The 18167-nt window shown below is 65.9% G+C and carries 18 protein-coding genes; 14 read left to right on the top strand and 4 right to left on the bottom strand.

Translation table 11 applies throughout. The annotated features are described in order from the left end of the window. Window positions 1-60: 60 nt before the first annotated feature. Window positions 61-1581, bottom strand: coding sequence for an ABC transporter substrate-binding protein (locus RDU83_13700; GenBank protein MDQ7842055.1), 1521 nt, complete (start codon window positions 1579-1581; stop codon window positions 61-63). 142 nt (window positions 1582-1723) lie between these two features. Between RDU83_13700 and RDU83_13695 the strand changes: the two genes are divergently transcribed. Then, entirely contained in the window at window positions 1724-2914 is a 1191-nt protein-coding gene (locus RDU83_13695) for a Xaa-Pro peptidase family protein (protein MDQ7842054.1), read from the top strand. 43 nt (window positions 2915-2957) lie between these two features. Then, the gene (locus tag RDU83_13690) at window positions 2958-4445 is read left to right on the top strand and encodes a M81 family metallopeptidase (GenBank protein ID MDQ7842053.1); all 1488 of its coding nucleotides are present in this window, start codon (window positions 2958-2960) and stop codon (window positions 4443-4445) included. On the opposite strand, the gene RDU83_13685 is transcribed toward RDU83_13690, so the two are convergent. From RDU83_13685 to RDU83_13675, 3 genes are all read right to left on the bottom strand, one after another. Next, a complete protein-coding gene (locus RDU83_13685) occupies window positions 4418-5311 on the bottom strand; it encodes an ABC transporter permease (GenBank protein MDQ7842052.1) in 894 nt (297 codons plus the stop codon). The genes RDU83_13690 and RDU83_13685 overlap by 28 nt on opposite strands. 4 nt (window positions 5312-5315) lie before the next feature. Further along, entirely contained in the window at window positions 5316-6242 is a 927-nt protein-coding gene (locus RDU83_13680; GenBank protein MDQ7842051.1) for an ABC transporter permease, read from the bottom strand. A 94-nt stretch (window positions 6243-6336) separates the two neighbouring features. Beyond that, window positions 6337-7983, bottom strand: coding sequence for an ABC transporter substrate-binding protein (locus RDU83_13675; GenBank protein ID MDQ7842050.1), 1647 nt, complete (start codon window positions 7981-7983; stop codon window positions 6337-6339). A gap of 198 nt (window positions 7984-8181) precedes the next feature. Between RDU83_13675 and RDU83_13670 the strand changes: the two genes are divergently transcribed. From RDU83_13670 to RDU83_13615, 12 genes are all read left to right on the top strand, one after another. Beyond that, window positions 8182-9753: an ABC transporter substrate-binding protein gene (locus RDU83_13670; GenBank protein MDQ7842049.1), complete on the top strand. Its 1572-nt coding sequence runs from the start codon at window positions 8182-8184 to the stop codon at window positions 9751-9753. 6 nt (window positions 9754-9759) lie between these two features. Further along, on the top strand, window positions 9760-10701 hold the full coding sequence (locus tag RDU83_13665) for an ABC transporter permease (GenBank protein MDQ7842048.1): 942 nt from the start codon (window positions 9760-9762) through the stop codon (window positions 10699-10701). 2 nt (window positions 10702-10703) lie between these two features. Then, a complete protein-coding gene (locus RDU83_13660) occupies window positions 10704-11594 on the top strand; it encodes an ABC transporter permease (GenBank protein ID MDQ7842047.1) in 891 nt (296 codons plus the stop codon). Window positions 11595-11671: 77 nt separating this feature from the next. After that, on the top strand, window positions 11672-12691 hold the full coding sequence (aroF, locus tag RDU83_13655; GenBank protein ID MDQ7842046.1) for a 3-deoxy-7-phosphoheptulonate synthase: 1020 nt from the start codon (window positions 11672-11674) through the stop codon (window positions 12689-12691). A 2-nt stretch (window positions 12692-12693) separates the two neighbouring features. Then, window positions 12694-13551, top strand: coding sequence for a prephenate dehydrogenase (locus RDU83_13650; GenBank protein ID MDQ7842045.1), 858 nt, complete (start codon window positions 12694-12696; stop codon window positions 13549-13551). After that, window positions 13548-14546 (top strand): tryptophan--tRNA ligase, encoded by a 999-nt coding sequence (gene trpS / locus RDU83_13645; protein ID MDQ7842044.1) that lies wholly within the window; start codon window positions 13548-13550, stop codon window positions 14544-14546. Before RDU83_13650 ends, trpS begins: the two co-directional genes overlap by 4 nt. 23 nt (window positions 14547-14569) lie before the next feature. Continuing rightward, complete coding sequence (locus tag RDU83_13640) at window positions 14570-15070, top strand: 8-oxo-dGTP diphosphatase (GenBank protein ID MDQ7842043.1); 501 nt, start codon at window positions 14570-14572, stop codon at window positions 15068-15070. A 7-nt stretch (window positions 15071-15077) separates the two neighbouring features. After that, window positions 15078-15674: a hypothetical protein gene (locus RDU83_13635; protein ID MDQ7842042.1), complete on the top strand. Its 597-nt coding sequence runs from the start codon at window positions 15078-15080 to the stop codon at window positions 15672-15674. Window positions 15675-15683: 9 nt separating this feature from the next. Next, on the top strand, window positions 15684-16658 hold the full coding sequence (locus tag RDU83_13630; GenBank protein ID MDQ7842041.1) for a hypothetical protein: 975 nt from the start codon (window positions 15684-15686) through the stop codon (window positions 16656-16658). A 293-nt stretch (window positions 16659-16951) separates the two neighbouring features. Further along, a complete protein-coding gene (locus RDU83_13625; GenBank protein MDQ7842040.1) occupies window positions 16952-17368 on the top strand; it encodes a DNA-binding protein in 417 nt (138 codons plus the stop codon). Then, on the top strand, window positions 17347-17742 hold the full coding sequence (locus RDU83_13620; protein ID MDQ7842039.1) for a hypothetical protein: 396 nt from the start codon (window positions 17347-17349) through the stop codon (window positions 17740-17742). Before RDU83_13625 ends, RDU83_13620 begins: the two co-directional genes overlap by 22 nt. A gap of 105 nt (window positions 17743-17847) precedes the next feature. Continuing rightward, a partial coding sequence (locus RDU83_13615) for a hypothetical protein (protein MDQ7842038.1) occupies window positions 17848-18167 on the top strand: 320 nt, incomplete at its 3' end.

The following is an 18167-nucleotide window of genomic DNA, read 5'->3' as shown; positions in this document are numbered from 1 at the left end:
CCCGTCAGACCGACGGGCTCGCCCTATCTCCAGACTCGCGGTGTCGCCGCGACAGCAGGCCTACCGACGCGTCCACGATGCATCGTGCAGGAATATCTTCTCCCCGGGGTGGGGCTCCCATTTCACCCGCTTGTTCACCCCGTAGAGGTCGTGCTGCTGCCACAGGAAGATCCAGGGCGCCTCGGTGTAGAGCATCACCTGGATGCGGTGCCAGGCGGCTTGCCGCTTCTTGAGATCCACGATCGGGATGGCCTTGTTGATCTCCAGCGTCAGGTTCGGCGTCCCGAATCCGCTGTATGTCCGCTCGGGCCGGAACAGCTCGGCGATCGTGCCCTGAGCCTCCAGCGCCGGGCCCCACCCAAGGTAGAACATCTCGCCGGTGCGGCGGTTGATGATCTTGTCGAGATGGGTGCCCCACTCGTTCACCACGACCCTGACCCTGATGCCGATGCGGCCCAGGTAAGAAGCGATCGCCTCGGAGGCCTCCTTGTCCAGCGGGTAGCGTCCGGACGGTGAGTCGAGGGTAAACTCCAGCTTGGTCGGGTCGTAGCCGGCCTCCTTGATGAGCTTTACGGCCCGCGCGGGATCAAACGGATAGGGCTTGAGGTTAGGATTCACGTTCTCGTTGATGGACGAGAGCGCGCCGGGGATGCGCGTGGCCCTTCCCTTGAAGAGGTTGGTGACGATCTCATCCACGTTCACCGCGTAGTTCAGCGCCTGGCGCACACGGCGGTCCTGCAGCGGGCCTGGCTTGAAGTTGACCAGGGCAAGGTAGTTGATGCGCGACGAGGCCACGCCCCTGACCTCGGCCTGGCCGCTGCGGTTGACCTGGTCCACCGCGACCGGCGGCACATCCTTGACGATGTCGGCCTCCCCGGCCAGCAGGGATGCCAAGCGCGCGCTGAAATCGGGGATGAACCGGAACTCCACGCGCTTGATCGCAGGCGGCTTGTTCCAGTACCCGGGATTGGCCTCGAGCACGAGCCGCTCGTCCCGGTCCCAGCGCACGAACTTGTAGGGCCCGGCGCCTATCGGGTTCCGCGACGCCTCGACGGTGCCCACCGAGCGTACGTAACCGGGCGCCATGACGGTGAAGTCCACCAGCCAGTAGCGCATGATCGGCGCCGGCTCCTTGGTGCGGATCTTCAGCGTCAGCGGGTCCAGCACTTCCATCGACTCGATGAACGCGAACCTGGGCCGGTAGTGAGACTCGTTCCTGGGATCGAGGAGCCATTCGAACGTGAACTTCACGGCCTCTGCCCCGAACGGTTCCCCGTTGTGGAACTTGACTCCCGGCCGCAGCTTGATGATCCAGGTGAGGTCGTCCGGAGTCTGAGGGAGCTCCGCGGCCAGTGAGGGCTTGATGCGGGGCGGGAATCCGTCCCAGTAGTACAGCCGGTCGTAGATGTTCATCTGCTGGACGTTGGTGGTCCAGTCAACGATGCGCATGGCCATCAGGCTGCGGGGTTCAGAGCCCAGCGCAACCACCAGCGGGCGATCCTGAGCCGCAGTGGGCGCCGGTGCATTGCCCACCATGCCTAGGAGCAGTGCGATCAGCAGAGCAAGGGCGGTTCCGCGCATACCGCATCCCCCTTCCGAAGCATGACTCACCGTTCTTTGGCTTGCCAGGATTATAGCAGAGGCCCTGGCCATGTGCGCCTCCCAGGAATCCTGCGCATGCTGCCAGAAGAGAACTCTGCAGCCGGACTCCAAGGAGGCAGGAATGCGCCTATTCATCAGCCGCGAGGAACACGTGCGTCGCACCGGGCTCGCCCGCACCGAGGCCCGGCGTCGCGGAGCTGACGCCCTGGTTCTGTTCAACCCCACGCACATCTTCTACCTGACCGGATTTGCCTTCATAGCCACGGAGAGACCGACCGCGCTGATCGTGGCAGGCGATTCCACGGTGCTGTTCGTTCCCCGCCTTGAACAGGAGCACGCGTCCGCCCACGCCTTCGTGGATCGGGTGGTAACCTACCCGGAGTATCCGGGCGAGACCCATCCGATGCCGCAACTGGCAGGGCTGCTGGGCAGCCTGGGGCTGACCCAGGCGCGATTGGGAGCGGACGGCGATGGGTACCCGGGCATCATGGGCTACCGGGGGCCGCGGCTCAGCGAGGTCCTGCCCGGCGCGCCGGTGAGCCTCATGCGGGATCTCGTAGAAGAGATGATGATGGTGAAGTCGGAGGAGGAGCTGGCCCTGATCCGCGAGAGCGCGCGCTGGGGAAACCTGGCCCACGCCCTGCTGCAGGAGTACACCCGGAGTGGGGTGATCGAGAGCGAGGTCAGCCATCGCGCCTCGTACGATGCCACGGTCGCGATGGTCAGGGCGCTGGGACCGGAGTACCGGCCGTTGAGCTGGACGTTCCCCGGAGCCCGCGCCGGCTACCGCGGGCAGGTCGGGAAGCAGTCGGCGATCGCCCACGCCATGACTACCAACGCGCGAATACAGGCCGGGGACGTGCTGGTGACCGGCGCATCGGCGGCGGTGGGAGGCTACTACAGCGAGATGGAACGCACCATGGTCGTTTCCCCGGTGACCGACGAGCACCGGCGGTTCTTCTCCCTGATGCTGGGCGCGCAGGACATCGCGTTCGAGGCGATCCGGCCCGGACGGCCGTGCTCCGAGGTGGACCGCGCGGTGCGCGCGTTCTTCGAGAAGCACGACCTGATGCCGTACTGGCGTCACCACGTAGGCCATGCGATGGGGATAGGCATCCACGAGGCGCCCTTCTTCGATATTGGGGACGCCACCGAGATGCGGCCGGGCATGGTCTTCACCGTAGAGCCCGGGATCTACGTGCCGGGGTTCGCAGGGTTCCGCCACTCCGACACACTGGTAGTGACGGAGAGTGGGTTCGAGATGCTGACCTACTACCCTCGGGACCTGGAGTCGCTGACAATACCGGGATGATACGTACCAGGATGATCCGGAAGCCGGCAAAGGAGGCCTGTCCTTGTATCGCATAGCCATAGGAGAGATCAGCCACGAGACCAACACCTTCTGCCCGCCCACCACCCTGGAGATGTTCCAGAAGTACCTGTGGGCCCGCGGCGAGGAGATCACGCAGCGCTTCCGCGACACACGCACCTTCCTGTGCGGGATGCAGGAAGCCGCAGAACGGTTGGGCGCCGTGCCGGTCCCGACCTTCGCGGCCAGCACCAATCCCTGGGGGATAATCACCCGCGAGGCCTACGATGCGATGCTCAGTGAGCTGCTCGGCGGAATCCGGCAGGCGATGCCGCTGGACGGCGTCTGCCTTGCCCTGCACGGCGCCGGTGTGGCTGAGGGGATCTCCGACCTGGAGAGCGCGGTGCTGGAGGCGGTCCGGGAGGTCGTGGGGCCTCAGATGCCCATCGCGGTTACCTTGGACCTCCACGGCAACACCACCCCCAGGATGGCGGAGTTGGCCACGGGTCTGTTCAGCGTGCACGAGTACCCCCACACGGACATGTACGAGCGCGGACAGGATGCGGTGGAGTTCCTGGTGCGGGTCCTGCGCAGAGAGATCCATCCTGTTACGGTCGTCGAGGTGCTGCCGCTGCTGGCCGCTCCTGCGCCGGCGGGCCTGGAGCCCGTGCGGTCCATCAACGCGCTGTGCCACCGCTGGGAGGCGGAGCCCGGGATGATCGCCTGCGCGCTCATGCACGGCTTCCCCTACAGCGACATCCCAGAGGCCGGCGTCACCGTGGTGGCGGTAGCCGAGCGCGACCCAGAACTGGCCCGGCGTGCGGCCCGAGCGGTCGCTCAGGAGACATGGGCCCGCCGCGAGGAGTTCGTGCGTCACTACCCACTGCCCGCTGAGGCGGTGGCCGAGGCCCTGGCCGCGGACCGCACTCCGGTGGTGATCAACGAGACCAGCGACAACCCCGGCGGCGGGGCCCCGGGCGACGGCACGCACCTGCTGCGGGCGATGCTGGAGGCCTGCGTTGCCGAGAGCGCGTTTGGGATGCTCTACGATCCAGAGGTCGCCGAGGCCGCGCATCAGGCCGGTGTCGGCGCCACGCTCCGGGTGCGCCTGGGCGGCAGGCACGACCGGCTGCACGGGGACCCGCTCGACCTGGAGGCTTACGTTAAGAGCCTGGCCGACGGAAAGTATATGCTAACCGCCCTGGCGCGCGGAGTGCAGGCGGACTATGGAAAGACGGCCCGCCTGACCTGCGGCGGGCTGGACGTTATCGTAGCCAGCAGGCGCGGCCAGGTACTCGATCCCGGGCCGTTTCTCCTCCACGGGATCGACGTGCGGAACTGCCGGATCGTGGGATTGAAGTCCAGCGCGCACTTCCGGGCCGGCTACGAGGAGCTGGCCGCGCGCATCATCACCACCGACCCGCCGGGGCTGTGCTCGTCGAACCTGGCGCACTTCGCGTTCCAAAACGTGCGCCGGCCGATCTACCCGCTCGAGCAGGACGCGGTCTATCGGCCCAGCGAAGCGTCGTGCTGACGGGGGTCCAGGGCGTCGCGCAGCCCGTCGCCCAGAAGGTTGAAGGCCAGCACCGTCAGCGAGATCATCACTCCCGGCGCGATGGCGATCTGCGGGTAGATGAGGATGAAGGCCCGGCCGTCGGAGAGCATGCCTCCCCACGAGGCGGTCGGAGGCTGCACGCCCAGCCCCAGGAACGAGAGCGCCGACTCCAGGATGATGATGCCCCCGATGCCAAGGCTGGCCAGCACGATCACCGGCCCCATGACATTGGGCAGGATGTGCCGGAAGATGATCCGGGCATCGCCGGCGCCGGCGGCGCGCGCCGCCAGGGTGTACTCGCGCTCCCGCAGGCTCAGCACGTCGGCGCGCACCACCCGCGCGTACTGCGCCCAGCCGGTGATCCCGATGATCACCACGACCGTGACCAGACTCGGTCCCAGAACGGCCGAGAGCGTGATCAGCAGGACCAGGACCGGGAAGGCCATCAGCGTGTCCACGATGCGTGACAGCGCCGCGTCCACCCTTCCGCCGAGGTAGCCGGAGGCGGCTCCTATTGTCACCCCGACCGCCACCGAGATCCCGGTCGCCAGCAACCCAACGATGAGGGCCACGCGCGAGCCCCAGATCGTCCGGCTCAGCATGTCGCGGCCTATGTGGTCGAACCCCAACGGGTGTGACCACGAGGGCGGCGCTCCCCTCATTCCACGGAAGATGTACGTGTGCGAGTGGGGCGAGAGCAGGTCCGGGACCACCGCCATTATCACTAGCGCCAGGATGAAGCACAGCCCAAACAGCCCCGGGCGATAGCGCCTGAACCGGCGCCAGGCGCGGGTGAACTCGGACCTCCGGTAGGGCTTTGGGGTCACGGCTTCTCTCTGGATCATCCGATCACCCGATACGTATCCGTGGGTCGATATAGCCGTAGACCAGATCGGTAATCAGGTTCCCAAGCACCACCAGCACGCTGAGCACAAAGACGATTGCCTGGACGACCTGGTAGTCCACGCGGTTCACCGACTCGATGAACAACTGGCCGAGCCCTGGGAGCGCAAACACGTTCTCGATCACGATCGTGCCGCTCAGGAGGAAGGCAATGCGGTAGCCGATTACGGTGACGACCGGAAGCAGGGCGTTGCGCACCACGTGCCTGGAGACCACTATTCCTTCCGAAAGGCCCTTGGCGCGCGCCGTGCGGACGTAGTCCTCTCCGATGCCCTCAATGGTCGAGGCTCGCATCATCCTTGCCAGCAGCGCCGTCTGGTTCGCCACGATCACCGCCACGGGCATGACATATCCCTGCCACGACGGCAGCCCGAACGGCGGCAGCCAGCCCAGCAGCAGCGAGAACAGGACGATCAGCATCAGGCCTATCCAGAAGTTGGGCAGGGCCAGGCCGAGCGTTGAGGACACCATAATGGCGTAGTCAAACCCGGAGTAGCGCCTGACGGCCGCCACGACCCCCAACGGGATGGCGAGTGCTATGGAGATGAAGAACGCCAGCAGGTTGAGCTTGGCGGTGACGACGGCGGCTTCGCTTATCATGTTGCGCACTGGGACGCCCGTGCGTACGACCGACTGGCCGAAGTCACCGCGCGCCATGTTCACGACCCAGGTGAAGTACTGTTCGTGGACCGGCCGGTCGAACCCCCACTTCTTGCGGATCATGTCGAGCTGTTCCTGGGTGACTTGGGCTTCGCCCACCATCAGGTCCACCGGATCCCCGGGGATCAAGTGCATCATGGAGAACGTTCCGATGCTGACCAGGAGGATCACGACGGAGCCCTGCATCAGGCGCGATGCCAGGTATCTCAGCATCTGACGCAGCCCGCGGTCCAGAGGTGAGGCCCGGGGGGCCGGCGCCTATCGCCGCGCCCCCCGGGGGTGAGTTGATGCTTGAGCACGTTCCGGCCTACTCGATCCACCACTTGTAGGCGTCGCGGATGAGGGTGGATCCGGACTGCGTCGAGGCGGGCAGCCCCTTGATCCGCTTGTTGAAGATGATGAACCAGTCCCAGTACATGATGTTGAGGAATGGGGTCTCTTCGGCGACGATCTTCTGGATCTCGCTGTAGATCTTCTTGCGCTTGGCAGGGTCTACCTCACGCAGCCCGGCAGGCAGCAACTCCTCGACCCGCTGGTTCTTGAACCGCGAGAAGTTCCGCGCCGCGCCCACGGCCAGGGTGGCCGACGGGTCGGGTTCGCCTCCGCCGGCGTTGTAGGTCCAGTTGAACAGCGAGGCGTCCAGCTCGCCCTTGGGAAGCTGGGAAAGGATGGTGGCGACGGGCCGCTCCACGATTCGCATCTCCATCCCCACCCCTGCCAGGTCCTGCTGGGTAATCTCGGCCTCAGGCCGGCGTGCCCGGTCGCCGGTGATCACCGCGCAGGTGAACGAGAGTCGCTGCCCGTCCTTTACGCGCACGCCGCCCGGTCCCATCCGCCAGCCGGCCTCCTCCAGCATCGTCCTGGCGCGGTCGGGGCTGTAGGGATACTGCTTGACGCCCTTCTCGTACCAGTACTGCAGCGCCGGGGGGAAGATGGAGTGCGCGATTATCGCCGTGCCGCGGAAGACGTCGTCAATCAGACGCTGGCGGTCGATCGCGTGCATCATGGCCTGCCGCACGCGCTTGTCTGAGAGAATGGGGTGATCGTTGTTGAGCGGGAAGTGGTTGGTCGCCAGGCTCGACGTGCGGAACACTGTGTAGCCCGGATCGGCCTCGAAGCGCAGGTTATCCTCTGACAGCAGGGGCCAGGCGGACGAGTCAGAGGTTCCGGTGCGCAGCGCGATCGAGCGCACCGATGGGTCCGGCACGATGTCCTGCCTGAAGAAGTCTGCGTTGGGCCTGCCCCGGAAATGCTGGTCGAACGCCTCGACGACCGTGAACTCCGCGGGTCTCCACTCCTTTAGCCTGAACGCCCCGGTTCCGATCGGGGCGGCCTTGTAGGCCTTCTCGCCGATGCGGCCGTGGTAGCGGGCCGGGACGATTAAGACCGTCGCCGCCTGCCGCAGGAAGGCGGCGTTGGGCTCCTTCATCTTGACCACGACCGTGTACTTGTCCGGGGTCTCTACCTTGTCCACGCTCTTGAACAGGACGCCCTGAATCGTCGCGTTGTTCGGGTTCATGTGGAAGTCGTAGGTGTACTTTGCGTCGTCGGCGGTGAACTCGGTCCCGTCGTGGAACTTCACGCCCTTGCGCAGCGTGAAGGTGTACATCATCCCGTCCTTCGACGCCAGGTAGTTCGAGGCAAGCACGCGCTCGACAACGAAGTTGTCATTGACCTCGACCAGCGCGTTGTGGATCTGCGTGATCATGTTCCACTGCATCGTGGGGCCTATGTCGTCGGGGCTAAGGCTGGCCACCTCCTGGTGGCTCAGGATACGGATAGTGCCCCCCCGCTTCGCGCTCGGCCCCGCGGTCACGATGGTGGGGTTCTTGATGAGCATGGCCTGGGCGGCGGCCGCCGTGATACCCATCGCGGCTGCCCGTTTGAGGAACTCCCGCCGCGTCGAGGGACTCAGCTCGCGCAGCACCTGTTCAAGATCGCGTTCGCGGCTCATACCCGACCCTCCCCTGCTGACTCGTGCTGACTTGTTTGAACATTACATGTTCGGTGCCGGGCGCCGGCTTCCTTCTGAGGGGCTCATTGTGCCGGCCCGAACCTCAATGTAGAATGTAGAATGTAGACCCCTAGGCACCGCCGGCGTTGAAGCTCGCCGGGTATTGAAGTCTGCCGAGGGGACTGAGGAGGTTGAAGCATGAGAGGCATGCGAGTGGTTCTTGCTCTTACGCTCGCCGGGTTGCTCGGGACCGTCGCAAGCGGCTGGGCCCAGCCCCCGGCCCCGCAGCGCGGCGGCACGCTGACCGTGGCCATCAGCGCGGATCCGCCCGCGCTGGACATCCATTCCACCACGGCCTACCTGACCGAGATCGTCGCCTGGCACGTGTTCGAGCCCCTGTTCACCTACGACAAGAACTTCCGGATCATTCCAATGCTTGCGGAGGGCTACAAGGTCGGAGACGGCGGCAAGGAGTACACGATCACGCTGCGGTCGAATGTGCGCTTCCACAACGGGCGAGTGATGACGCCCCGCGACGTCGTGGCGTCGTTGCAGCGATGGGTGAAGATGGCCGTGGTCGCGGTGCCGTTCTTCCGCGACGACATCGAGGCGATCGAGGCCAGGGGCGCCAGCACCGTTGTGATACGGCTCAAGCAGCCGTCCGGCATCCTGATCGCCGCGCTGGCGCAGCCGATCCAGCTCGCGGGGATCTACCAGCAGGCGGTAGCCGACGCCGCCGGCACGAAGCGGATCACCGAGCTCTCGGAGCTGATCGGAACCGGACCGTTCAAGTTCACGCGATGGGTGCCCGGCCAGGCGATCGAGCTCGAGCGGTTCGACGGATACTCGGCGCGCGCTGGGAGCCCCGACGGCTACGGTGGCCAGAAGGTGGCCTACGCCGACAAGCTGCGGTTCGTGATCGTTCCCGACGTGCAGACCCGCATCAACGGCGTGATGACCGGGCAGTACGACTACGCCGAGAGCATCACCCCGGACGCCTACGGCGACCTGCGCAACAATCCTAAGGTCCGCACCCTGATCCTCAAGCCCTACGGCCAGCCCATGGCGGTCTTCAACAAGCGCAGGGGGCTGTTCACCGACCGCCGGATGCGACAGGCGTTCCTGGCGGCCCTGGACATGAGCAAGATCATGGCGGGTACTTTCGGCAACCCGCTCATGTTCCGGGTGGACGGCAGCCTGATGTTCAAGGAGTCCCCCTGGTACTCCCGCGAGGGCCTGGGCCCCTACAACCGCCGCGACCTGGCCACGGCGCGCCGCCTGCTGGCCGAGGCCGGATACCGCGGCCAGCCCGTGCGGTGGATCACCAGCGCGGCCTTCGACTGGGCATACAAGCCGGCGCTGATCGCCTCCCAGCAACTCGAGGAGGCCGGGTTCAACATGGATCTTCAAGTTCTGGACTGGGCGACCGTGCTCTCGCGCCGGGCCAATCCCGATCTGTACGAGGTCTTCAGCACCTCGTTCATCTTCAGCCCGGGCGTGGACCCTCCGATCCAGCCGGTCATCATCGGCCCCACCTGGCCGGGATGGTGGACGACCGAGGAGAAGGACCGCCTGATCGGGCGGTTGATCCGCGAGCCCGACCCTGCGGCGCGCAAGCGTCTCTGGGAAGATGTCCAGCGGCTTTACTGGGAGGACGTGCCGGGCATCAAGTTCGGCGACTTCTTCAACCTGGCGATCGCGCGGCCCGGAGTGCAGGGACTGGCCACCCGGCCTGACCTATTCTTCTGGAACGTGTGGATCGCTCCTTAGGAGGCCATGCGGGCCTACCTGGCACGCCGTCTTGCGGCGATGGTCCCGATCGTCATCCTGGTCGGGACCATCGTCTTCCTGCTCATTCACCTCACGCCCGGTGACCCCGCGGTAATAATGCTGGGGCCCGACGCCCCGGACGAGGCCGTGACACGGCTGCGCCAAGAACTGGGGCTGGATGCCCCGCTGCTCACCCAGTGGTTCCGGTGGTTCCAGAAGGTCCTGGTTGGCGATCTTGGGACGTCCATCTTCTTCGGCCTGCCGGTTACCACCACCATTCGCCAGCACCTGCTGCCCACGGTGCTCCTCAGCGCCCTGGCGATCTCCATATCGGTGGGCATCGGGGTACCGGCCGGCATCATCTCGGCGGTGCGGCGTGGCTCGTTGATGGACCAGGGGGTGACGCTCGTGGCCTTCCTGGGCGTGTCGGTGCCGGAGTTCTGGCTGGCGCTCAACCTGGTGCTGTTCTTCTCGGTCCACCTGGGGCTTCTGCCCGTGGCCGGCTACGTTTCGCCTACCGAAGGGCTGTGGACGAGTCTCAGGTACATGGCGCTGCCGGCTTTCACCATGGGGTTCGTCCAGTCCGCGCTGATCGCCCGCATGACGCGGGCGGCCATGCTGGACGTGGTTGCTCAGGACTACATGCGGACGGCACGGGCCAAAGGGCTGTCGTCGCAGCGGGTCACGCTCCGCCACGCCTTTCCCAATGCCCTCATCGCGGTGGTCACCGTGGTGGGGATTATCTTCTCGGTCATGATGGGCGGCAACGTTGTTGCGGAAACCATCTTCACGATCCCGGGCGTCGGGCAACTGCTGATCACCTCGGTTCTTAGGCGCGACTACCCGGTGATTCAGGGGATCGTGCTCCTCATTGCCGCCGCGTACGTCGTGATCAACCTGCTGGTGGACGTCGTCTACGCGGCCGTTGATCCTAGGATCCGGTACTGACGATGCCGCGCATCCCGCCTCCGCCGAGGGTCGTCGCCGAGCCGATCTCGCCGTGGCGGCTCCGGTGGCGCATGATGCTCCGGCGGCCGATCGTGATCCTGGGCGGCCTGATCCTCATCGGGCTGTTCCTGACGGCCGCGCTGGCCCCGCTGCTGGCGCCGGCCAACCCGCAGAGGATGGAGATCGCCGACCGCCTCAAACCTCCCTCGGCCGTTCACCCCCTGGGTACCGATGACTTCGGGAGGGACGTGTTCAGCCGGGTGCTCTACGGCATCCGCCTGTCGCTGGCCATCGGCACCGCGGTGGTGGTTATCAGCACCACGATCGGACTTCCGGTAGGCCTGGCTGCCGGCTACATGCCGCGGCTGGACAACCCACTGATGCGCCTCATGGACGCGCTGATGGCGTTTCCGGCCGTGATCCTCGCCATCGCCTTGATGGCGGCCCTGGGTCCGAGCGCGGTCAACGTGGCGGTAGCGCTGGGGATCGTCTACTCTCCCCGCATGGCCAGAATCATCCGCGGTAGCGTCCTGGTCGTCCGCGAGTTCGAGTACGTGACCGCGGCGCGCTCGCTGGGGCTCTCGGACGCCATGATCATGGCGCGCCACGTGCTGCCCAACTGCATGTCGCCGGCAATCGTCCAGGGCACATTCATCTTCGCCTACGCGGTGCTGGGGGAGGCGCTGCTGAGCTTCCTGGGCGCGGGCGTGCCGCCGCACATTCCAAGTCTGGGTACCATTCTGAGCGGCGGCCGTGTATACATGGGCCAGGCGCCGTGGATCACCGTCTTTCCCGGCCTGGCGATCATGCTTCTGGTGATCGGGCTGAACCTATTTGGCGACGGCCTGCGGGACGCGTTCGATCCTCGGCTCCTGCGGGGCGGGACCGCCTGATCGCCGTGCTATACTACCCCAAACCTCAATAGTCTCTCGTCTCCTGTAGGGGGGTCTCTATTTCTGGGGGGATCGGCATGATCGTCGTAATGGAATCCGGAGCGAGCGAACGCCAGGTGCAGGCCGTGGTCGAGCGGATCCACGGCGCGGGCCTGAATACCCACATCTCTGTCGGCGTGTCGCGCACGGTGATCGGCGTGGTCGGCGACGACCGCACCAAGGAGATCCTGCGCGAGTCGCTCGAGGTGGCCCCGGGCGTCGAGCGCGTGGTGGCGATCCTCCAGCCGTACAAGCTGGTGAGCCGGGAGTTCATCCCCCAGGACACCGTCGTGACCGCGGGGGGCCAACCGATCGGCGGCGCCCGCGTGGCCGTGATCGCCGGCCCGTGCTCTGTGGAGAGCCGCGAGCAGATCCTGGCCGCGGCCGACGGCGTCAAGGCGGCGGGCGCCACGCTCCTCCGGGGCGGCGCGTTCAAGCCCAGGACCTCGCCGTACTCCTTCCAGGGGCTGGAGGAAGAAGGGCTGCGCCTTCTCGCCGAGGCCCGCGATCGCACCGGCCTGCCTGTGGTGACAGAGGCGATGGACGCCGCGCAGCTCGAGCTCGTCGTGCGCTACGCCGATATGATCCAGATAGGCGCGCGGAACATGCAGAACTACACCCTGCTGCGTGAGGCCGGGCGCGCGCGGCTGCCGGTGCTGCTCAAGCGCGGCGTGAGCGCGACGATCGAAGAGCTGCTGATGGCCGCCGAGTACATCCTCAGCGAGGGAAACTACCAGGTTGTGCTGTGCGAGCGTGGCATCCGGGGGTTCAACGGGCACACCCGCTACACCCTCGACCTGTCCGCCATCCCCGTGCTCAAGCAGTTGACGCACCTGCCGGTCCTCGTGGACCCGAGCCACGGGACCGGGAAGTGGCGCTACGTCGCGCCGATGGCGCGGGCCGCGGTGGCCGCCGGCGCCGACGGCCTGATGGTCGAGGTGCACCCCGATCCCGCCAGCGCGCTCAGCGACGGCCCGCAGTCGCTGAACTTGGAGAACTTCGCCGGCCTGATGGCGTCGCTGCGGCCGATCGCCGGCGTCCTCGGCCGGGAGATCTAGGCATGGACGGGCCGGCCGGGACGCCCGGGTCATTTCCCCGCACCGCGGCCGTCGTCGGCCTGGGGGTGATCGGCGGGTCGCTGGCCCTGCGCCTGCGGGCGGTCGGGGTCCGCGTGCTCGGCGTTGACGTAGACCCCGACGCGCTCGATCTGGCAGCGCGCCGCGGCGCGATTGACGCCGGCAGCGCCGATCTCGACTGTGTGGCCGAAGCCGATCTCGTCATCGTGGCGACCCCGCTGGAGTTGGTGGCCGCCACGGCGATCGCCGCGGCCAAGCGGATGCGCCGTAGCTCCGTTCTTACTGACGTCGGGAGCGTGAAGGCGCCGATCGTCACTGCTGTTCACGCCGCACTACCTGAAGGGGTGCACTTCGTCGGCGGGCACCCCATGGCAGGGAACGAGGGACAGGGGATGGCCGCGGCAAGTGCCGAACTGCTCGACGGGCGCCCGTTTGTCCTGACGCCCACGGCGCTCACGGCGCCCGAGGCGGTTGCGGCGATGCAGGCGTTCGTGGTGCGCCTCGGCATGCATCCGGTGATACTCGATCCCGTGGCGCACGACGAGATGGTGGCACAGGTGAGCCACTTACCGTATCTTGTCAGCATGGCGCTCCACCGGGCGGTCGCCGCGGACGCCCGCGCAATCGGTGGTCCTGCGCACGAGGAGATGACGCGGATAGCACGCAGCCCCGCGCAGATGTGGGCCGCAATCTGCCGGGCCAACCGCGACGCGATTCTCCGCGCGCTGACGCGCTACGAGGCCGAGCTGGCGCGGCTGCGCAGGAGCGTCGAGGACGGGGCGCCGGAAGAGGGTCTCATCGGCGGTGGGGAGGATCGAGACACGATGGGAGGACGGCGATGAAGAAGGGACGTCTGCTGACCGGGGATCGTCCCACAGGGAAGCTCCACCTGGGGCACTACGTCGGCACGCTCGCCAACCGCGTGCGGCTGCAGGACGAGTACGACTGCTTCTTCCTGCTCGCCGACTACCACATCCTGACCACCCGGCTGGACCACCTGGAGGATATCGAGGAGAACATCCGCGAGATCGTGCTCGACTACCTAAGCGTAGGGATTGATCCCGAGCGGTCCACGATCGTTCTTCAATCGGCCGTCCCGCAGATCTCGGAGCTGCAGTTGATCTTCTCGATGCTGGTGCCCGTGCCGCGCCTGCAGCGCGTGCCGACGCTGAAGGAGCAGATGCGCGATCTCCACATCAAGCAGCCTTCGGCCGGGCTGCTCGGCTATCCGGTGCTGCAGGCGGCGGACATCCTGAGCGTGCGCGGCGAGATAGTCCCGGTGGGCAAGGACCAGGCCTCGCACCTCGAGCTGACCCGCGAGATCGCGCGCCGGTTCAACGAGCTGTTCGCGCCGGTGTTCCCCGAACCCGAGACCCTCATCGGCGAGGTCGGCACGCTGCCCGGCACCGACGGCAAGGCCAAGATGAGCAAGTCGGTGGGCAACGCAATCTACCTCGCGGATGATGCCGATACCGTAACACAGCGGGTGATGCGCATGTACACCGACCCGAATCGGATCCACCCGACCGATCCGGGTACCGTCGAAGGCAACCCGGTGTTCACCTATCACGATGCGTTCAACGCCGATCGGGCCGAGGTGGAGGATCTGAAGGAGCGCTACGAGGCCGGCCGGGTCGGCGATGTTGAGGTAAAGAAGCGGCTGGCCCGCGCACTGAACACCTTCCTCGACCCGATCCGCGAGCGGCGCGCCGGATTCGCGGCGCGGGCCGGGTACGTCGAGGAGATCATCACCGATGGCACCCGGCGGGCGCGCGAGATCGCGGGCGAGACGCTCGAGCGCGCGCGGGAAGCGATGAAGCTGGCGTACTATCGCTGAAAGAGGCCGCGCGCCCGACTTCCATGGGGATATTCACACCGCGCCCTCACCCTGATGGACCCACCGCGGTCTACCTGCGGACACTCTGTTTCGTCTTCCACGGCGACGCTCTGCTCCTGATCCACCGACAGCACGAGCCCGACGCCGGCTTCTGGAACGCCATCGGAGGCAAGGTGGACCGTGGAGAGGATCCTCTCGATGCCGCGCAGCGTGAGTTGAGGGAGGAAGCGGGCATTGATCCGCCCCTAGAGTTCCGCGGTGTGGCCACCGCCATCGTGCGCTCCACCGGTGAGCACTGGGAGATCTTCCTTTTCTCCGCGCGCGTGGAGGAAAGCACGGTCGTGGCCTCTCACGAGGGACCGCTGCGGTGGGTCCCGCCGGACGGGCTGACGGCGCTGCCGATCTTCCCCGATATCCCGCTCCTGCTGCCCTACATCAGGGAGCCGCACCGGCCGGTAGTGCTCGCCAAGTTCGTCTACTCGACCCCGGACCCGGGTACGCTGGAATCTGCGGACATAAGGTGATACGGGCATGGGCATGGATGAACAGATCCTGGTAGTCCCGCGGGCAGACCTCTTCTGGAGCGGGCCGTTCCGCGGCGTCTCCTCCGTCGGGCTGGACGAATACCTGGCGCGCGTCCGGCAGTTCGGGGTCTTCCGACGCCGCGGCGACGTTGAAGACGACCCCTCGCTCAAGCAGATCATCCCCTACCTGGTGGTCCAGAGCAGCAGCCGCTACATGCTCTTCCAACGCACGCAGGCCGGAGGCGAGGGCCGGCTGCACGGGCTTTACTCGATCGGCGTGGGTGGGCATATCGCGAAGATCGACGAGGGCGAGGCCGCCGACGCCGTGGCCGCGGGCCTGCGCCGCGAGCTCGACGAAGAGTTGATCGTGGACGGTCCCTGGACCGCCCGGCTGGCGGGCGTCCTCAACGACGATGAGAACGCGGTCGGGCAGGTACACTTTGGGCTCGTGCATGTCGTGAACGTGCCGTCCGGCCGCGTGGCGATCCGGGAGACCGACCGCCTTACCGGTCGCCTGGTCGACATTGGTGACGTGCGGGCAGCTTACGCCCGGATGGAGACGTGGTCGCAGCTCGTGCTGGACGCGGGCATCCTCGGGAGCTGACAGGAGGCGATGCACACGGGCAGCCATCGCAGGCCCCGCGCGGCGAGCCGCGCCGTGCTCATCCCGGTTGAGCCGCCCTACGATCTGACCCGCACCCTGTCGTGCGGCCAGTGCTTTCGCTGGACCGTGCTACCGCCGTCAGGAGACCGTTCGACCGTATCCGCTCTCGGCATAATCGGCCGGACCGTGGCCATCGTCAACCAGGAGCCCGGCGGTCTGCGGGTGCGATGGCAGGGGCCGGCCGGATCACCGGCGCATCTGGCCCTGCATATCGGCGCCTGCGAGCCGCTGGGGGAAATCGAGGCCGCGCTCGCCCGCGATCCCGTGTTGCTGCGGTTGCTGCCGCGCACCTCGGGGATCGCGATCATGCGCCAGGATCCGTGGGAGTGCCTGGTATCCTACGTCGTCTCGGCCTTCAACAACATCCCGAAGATCAGCCTCAGCGTCGAGCGGATGGCGCGGCGGTTCGGCGAGCCGATCCGGAGCACGGGTGATGCTGGGAACGGCGACGCAATCGGCGAGGGCATTGGCGGGCGCATTGGCGGTGGGCACAATCCTGTCGGCTGGGCGTTTCCGTCCGCGGAGCGGCTGGCCGCAGCCGGCCCCGCAGCGCTGCGCACCTGCGCCCTTGGCTACCGCGCCCGGTACGTGCGGGATCTGGCGCGTCTCGTGGCAGACGGCAAGGTGGACCTGGCGCGGATCGCCACCATGCCCTTTGACGACGCTCGCGCGACACTGCTGGATCTTCCGGGCGTTGGCGAGAAGGTCGCCGACTGCGTGCTGCTCTTCGCCTTCGGGCGGGGCGAGGCGTTCCCGGTGGATGTCTGGGTGCAGCGGGCGGTGGAACGCTGGTACTTCAGCGGCCGGACGGCGACCCCCCGCGCGATCCGCGGATGGGCGAGCGACCGCTTCGGCCCGCTGGCGGGCTACGCGCAGCAGCACCTGTTCGCGGGCGCACGCCTCCTCAGGGACCGCGTTCCCTGACGTCACAGCCCGGGAGGGCTCCACCGGGATTGCGGCGGCATCCCGGGAACCCGATAATGGGCCCAAAGAGGAACCGGAGCGCCCGTGGGGGCTGTCAGCGGCCCGGCGTGTGGCGGACTAGGCAGGTTTGCCTATCACAGCGACGGGTCGCAGGTCGCGGGCGTGGCTTATAAGGAAGCGGGTAGGATCAGGGAGGAAACGGCGACAGGCGTTAGACTGCAGGGCGCGCTGTGTTTGGGGTATTGGACAGATCCGTCTATTGCTTGTTAGGCGTCCAGAGGGAGATCGCCGCCATGATGACCAAGGTCGATCTTGAGAAGCTCGCTCTCTTGCGACTGGAAGATTCCATTCTTCTCTTGCAGGCAACGCGATTCTCGTCGGCGTACTACTTGGCTGGCTACGCTGTTGAGCTTGCCCTCAAGGCATGCATTGCCAAGCTGGTTCAACCAAACACAATTCCAGACAAGGCATTCGTCAATGCCATCTACGTTCACAAGCTCGATAGCTTGCTTGGAACCGCAGGACTGCGACCTGCCTTTGACTCCGATTCGAATGCGGATCCACAGCTCGCAGCATACTGGGCCATCGCCAACAACTGGTCCGAGGAAAGCCGATATGCTTTCTGGGATCCGTTCGCAGCCGCCTCACTAATTCAATCGATCTACGATCCGGACCACGGAGTATTCCAATGGGTGAAGAAGCACTGGTAGAGAGCTTGGTCTCAGATGCAGTCGAGCTCATAAAGAAGCTCGATGAGCTGGCTATTCCCCCGACGTTTGTTGCGTGGTACTACTACGATGATGCGGACGAATGGCGGCTCCTAATCGCATGCCCTGCGCTGGACCCGCTTTTGCAGAGACAGGAAGCGGTTGCCTATCGGAAGGTCATTGAAGCTCTTTCAAGTACTTCGCCTTCTGCGCTAGGCATCTCAGATCTTAAGCTGGTCGCAACAACTTACCAGCTACTGCAGGCGCTAAAGTTCTTGGTCCACACTGGTCCCCAAGGCATCTCCCGTGTGCACTGCACTGACTGCACGATGAACGGAATCTTCATCAAGGAAGTGCTCATTCTTCGGTCAGCATGAGTAGAAGCCGAAGACGCCTAACACTTCGTTCCAGCGGACGGCGCTACGCGCCGCCGCTGAACTCAAACGTTCGGCGTCAAAGGCACTGAGTGGAGAGGGACCACAATGTGGGAAGCAGCCGACCAAACCGCAAAACCGCTCATTTCATACTCGGGGTCACTTCCCACGAAGCTGTACCGCTACAGATCCGTGAGCGCGGACAATCTGGGCCGGCTTATTGAGTTCGAGATTCTAGAAGAAGGAGTGTATCTCGCCGGTCTAAAGGACCTGAATGATCCGGACGAAGGACGTTTCCTCATCAAATTTGAAGGTAGCCGATCCCAGATAGCTTCGTATTGGAGAGAGGCTTTCAGGTCTAGTGATCCGGCTATGACTAGCCGCGAGGCGGAGCGGCTGGCCGATGAAAGAGCTGATGAGATCATTCG

It is taken from the genome of bacterium (assembly GCA_031082185.1).
In the GTDB taxonomy this organism is placed as follows: Bacteria; Sysuimicrobiota; Sysuimicrobiia; order Sysuimicrobiales; family Humicultoraceae; genus VGFA01.
The sequence above is the reverse complement of the archived record's forward strand: the minus strand, read 5'-3'. Positions and strand labels throughout refer to the sequence as shown.

Excerpts from the sequence above, each read along its gene's own strand:
- RDU83_13700 (MDQ7842055.1), bottom strand. The coding sequence starts at position 1,581 with ATGCGCGGAACCGCCCTTGCTCTGCTGATCGCACTGCTCCTAGGCATG.
- RDU83_13695 (MDQ7842054.1), top strand. The coding sequence starts at position 1,724 with ATGCGCCTATTCATCAGCCGCGAGGAACACGTGCGTCGCACCGGGCTC.
- RDU83_13685 (MDQ7842052.1), bottom strand. The coding sequence starts at position 5,311 with ATGATCCAGAGAGAAGCCGTGACCCCAAAGCCCTACCGGAGGTCCGAG.
- RDU83_13680 (MDQ7842051.1), bottom strand. The coding sequence starts at position 6,242 with ATGCTGAGATACCTGGCATCGCGCCTGATGCAGGGCTCCGTCGTGATC.
- RDU83_13675 (MDQ7842050.1), bottom strand. The coding sequence starts at position 7,983 with ATGAGCCGCGAACGCGATCTTGAACAGGTGCTGCGCGAGCTGAGTCCC.
- RDU83_13670 (MDQ7842049.1), top strand. The coding sequence starts at position 8,182 with ATGAGAGGCATGCGAGTGGTTCTTGCTCTTACGCTCGCCGGGTTGCTC.
- RDU83_13665 (MDQ7842048.1), top strand. The coding sequence starts at position 9,760 with ATGCGGGCCTACCTGGCACGCCGTCTTGCGGCGATGGTCCCGATCGTC.
- RDU83_13660 (MDQ7842047.1), top strand. The coding sequence starts at position 10,704 with ATGCCGCGCATCCCGCCTCCGCCGAGGGTCGTCGCCGAGCCGATCTCG.
- aroF (MDQ7842046.1), top strand. The coding sequence starts at position 11,672 with ATGATCGTCGTAATGGAATCCGGAGCGAGCGAACGCCAGGTGCAGGCC.
- RDU83_13650 (MDQ7842045.1), top strand. The coding sequence starts at position 12,694 with ATGGACGGGCCGGCCGGGACGCCCGGGTCATTTCCCCGCACCGCGGCC.
- trpS (MDQ7842044.1), top strand. The coding sequence starts at position 13,548 with ATGAAGAAGGGACGTCTGCTGACCGGGGATCGTCCCACAGGGAAGCTC.
- RDU83_13640 (MDQ7842043.1), top strand. The coding sequence starts at position 14,570 with ATGGGGATATTCACACCGCGCCCTCACCCTGATGGACCCACCGCGGTC.
- RDU83_13635 (MDQ7842042.1), top strand. The coding sequence starts at position 15,078 with ATGGGCATGGATGAACAGATCCTGGTAGTCCCGCGGGCAGACCTCTTC.
- RDU83_13630 (MDQ7842041.1), top strand. The coding sequence starts at position 15,684 with ATGCACACGGGCAGCCATCGCAGGCCCCGCGCGGCGAGCCGCGCCGTG.
- RDU83_13625 (MDQ7842040.1), top strand. The coding sequence starts at position 16,952 with ATGATGACCAAGGTCGATCTTGAGAAGCTCGCTCTCTTGCGACTGGAA.
- RDU83_13620 (MDQ7842039.1), top strand. The coding sequence starts at position 17,347 with ATGGGTGAAGAAGCACTGGTAGAGAGCTTGGTCTCAGATGCAGTCGAG.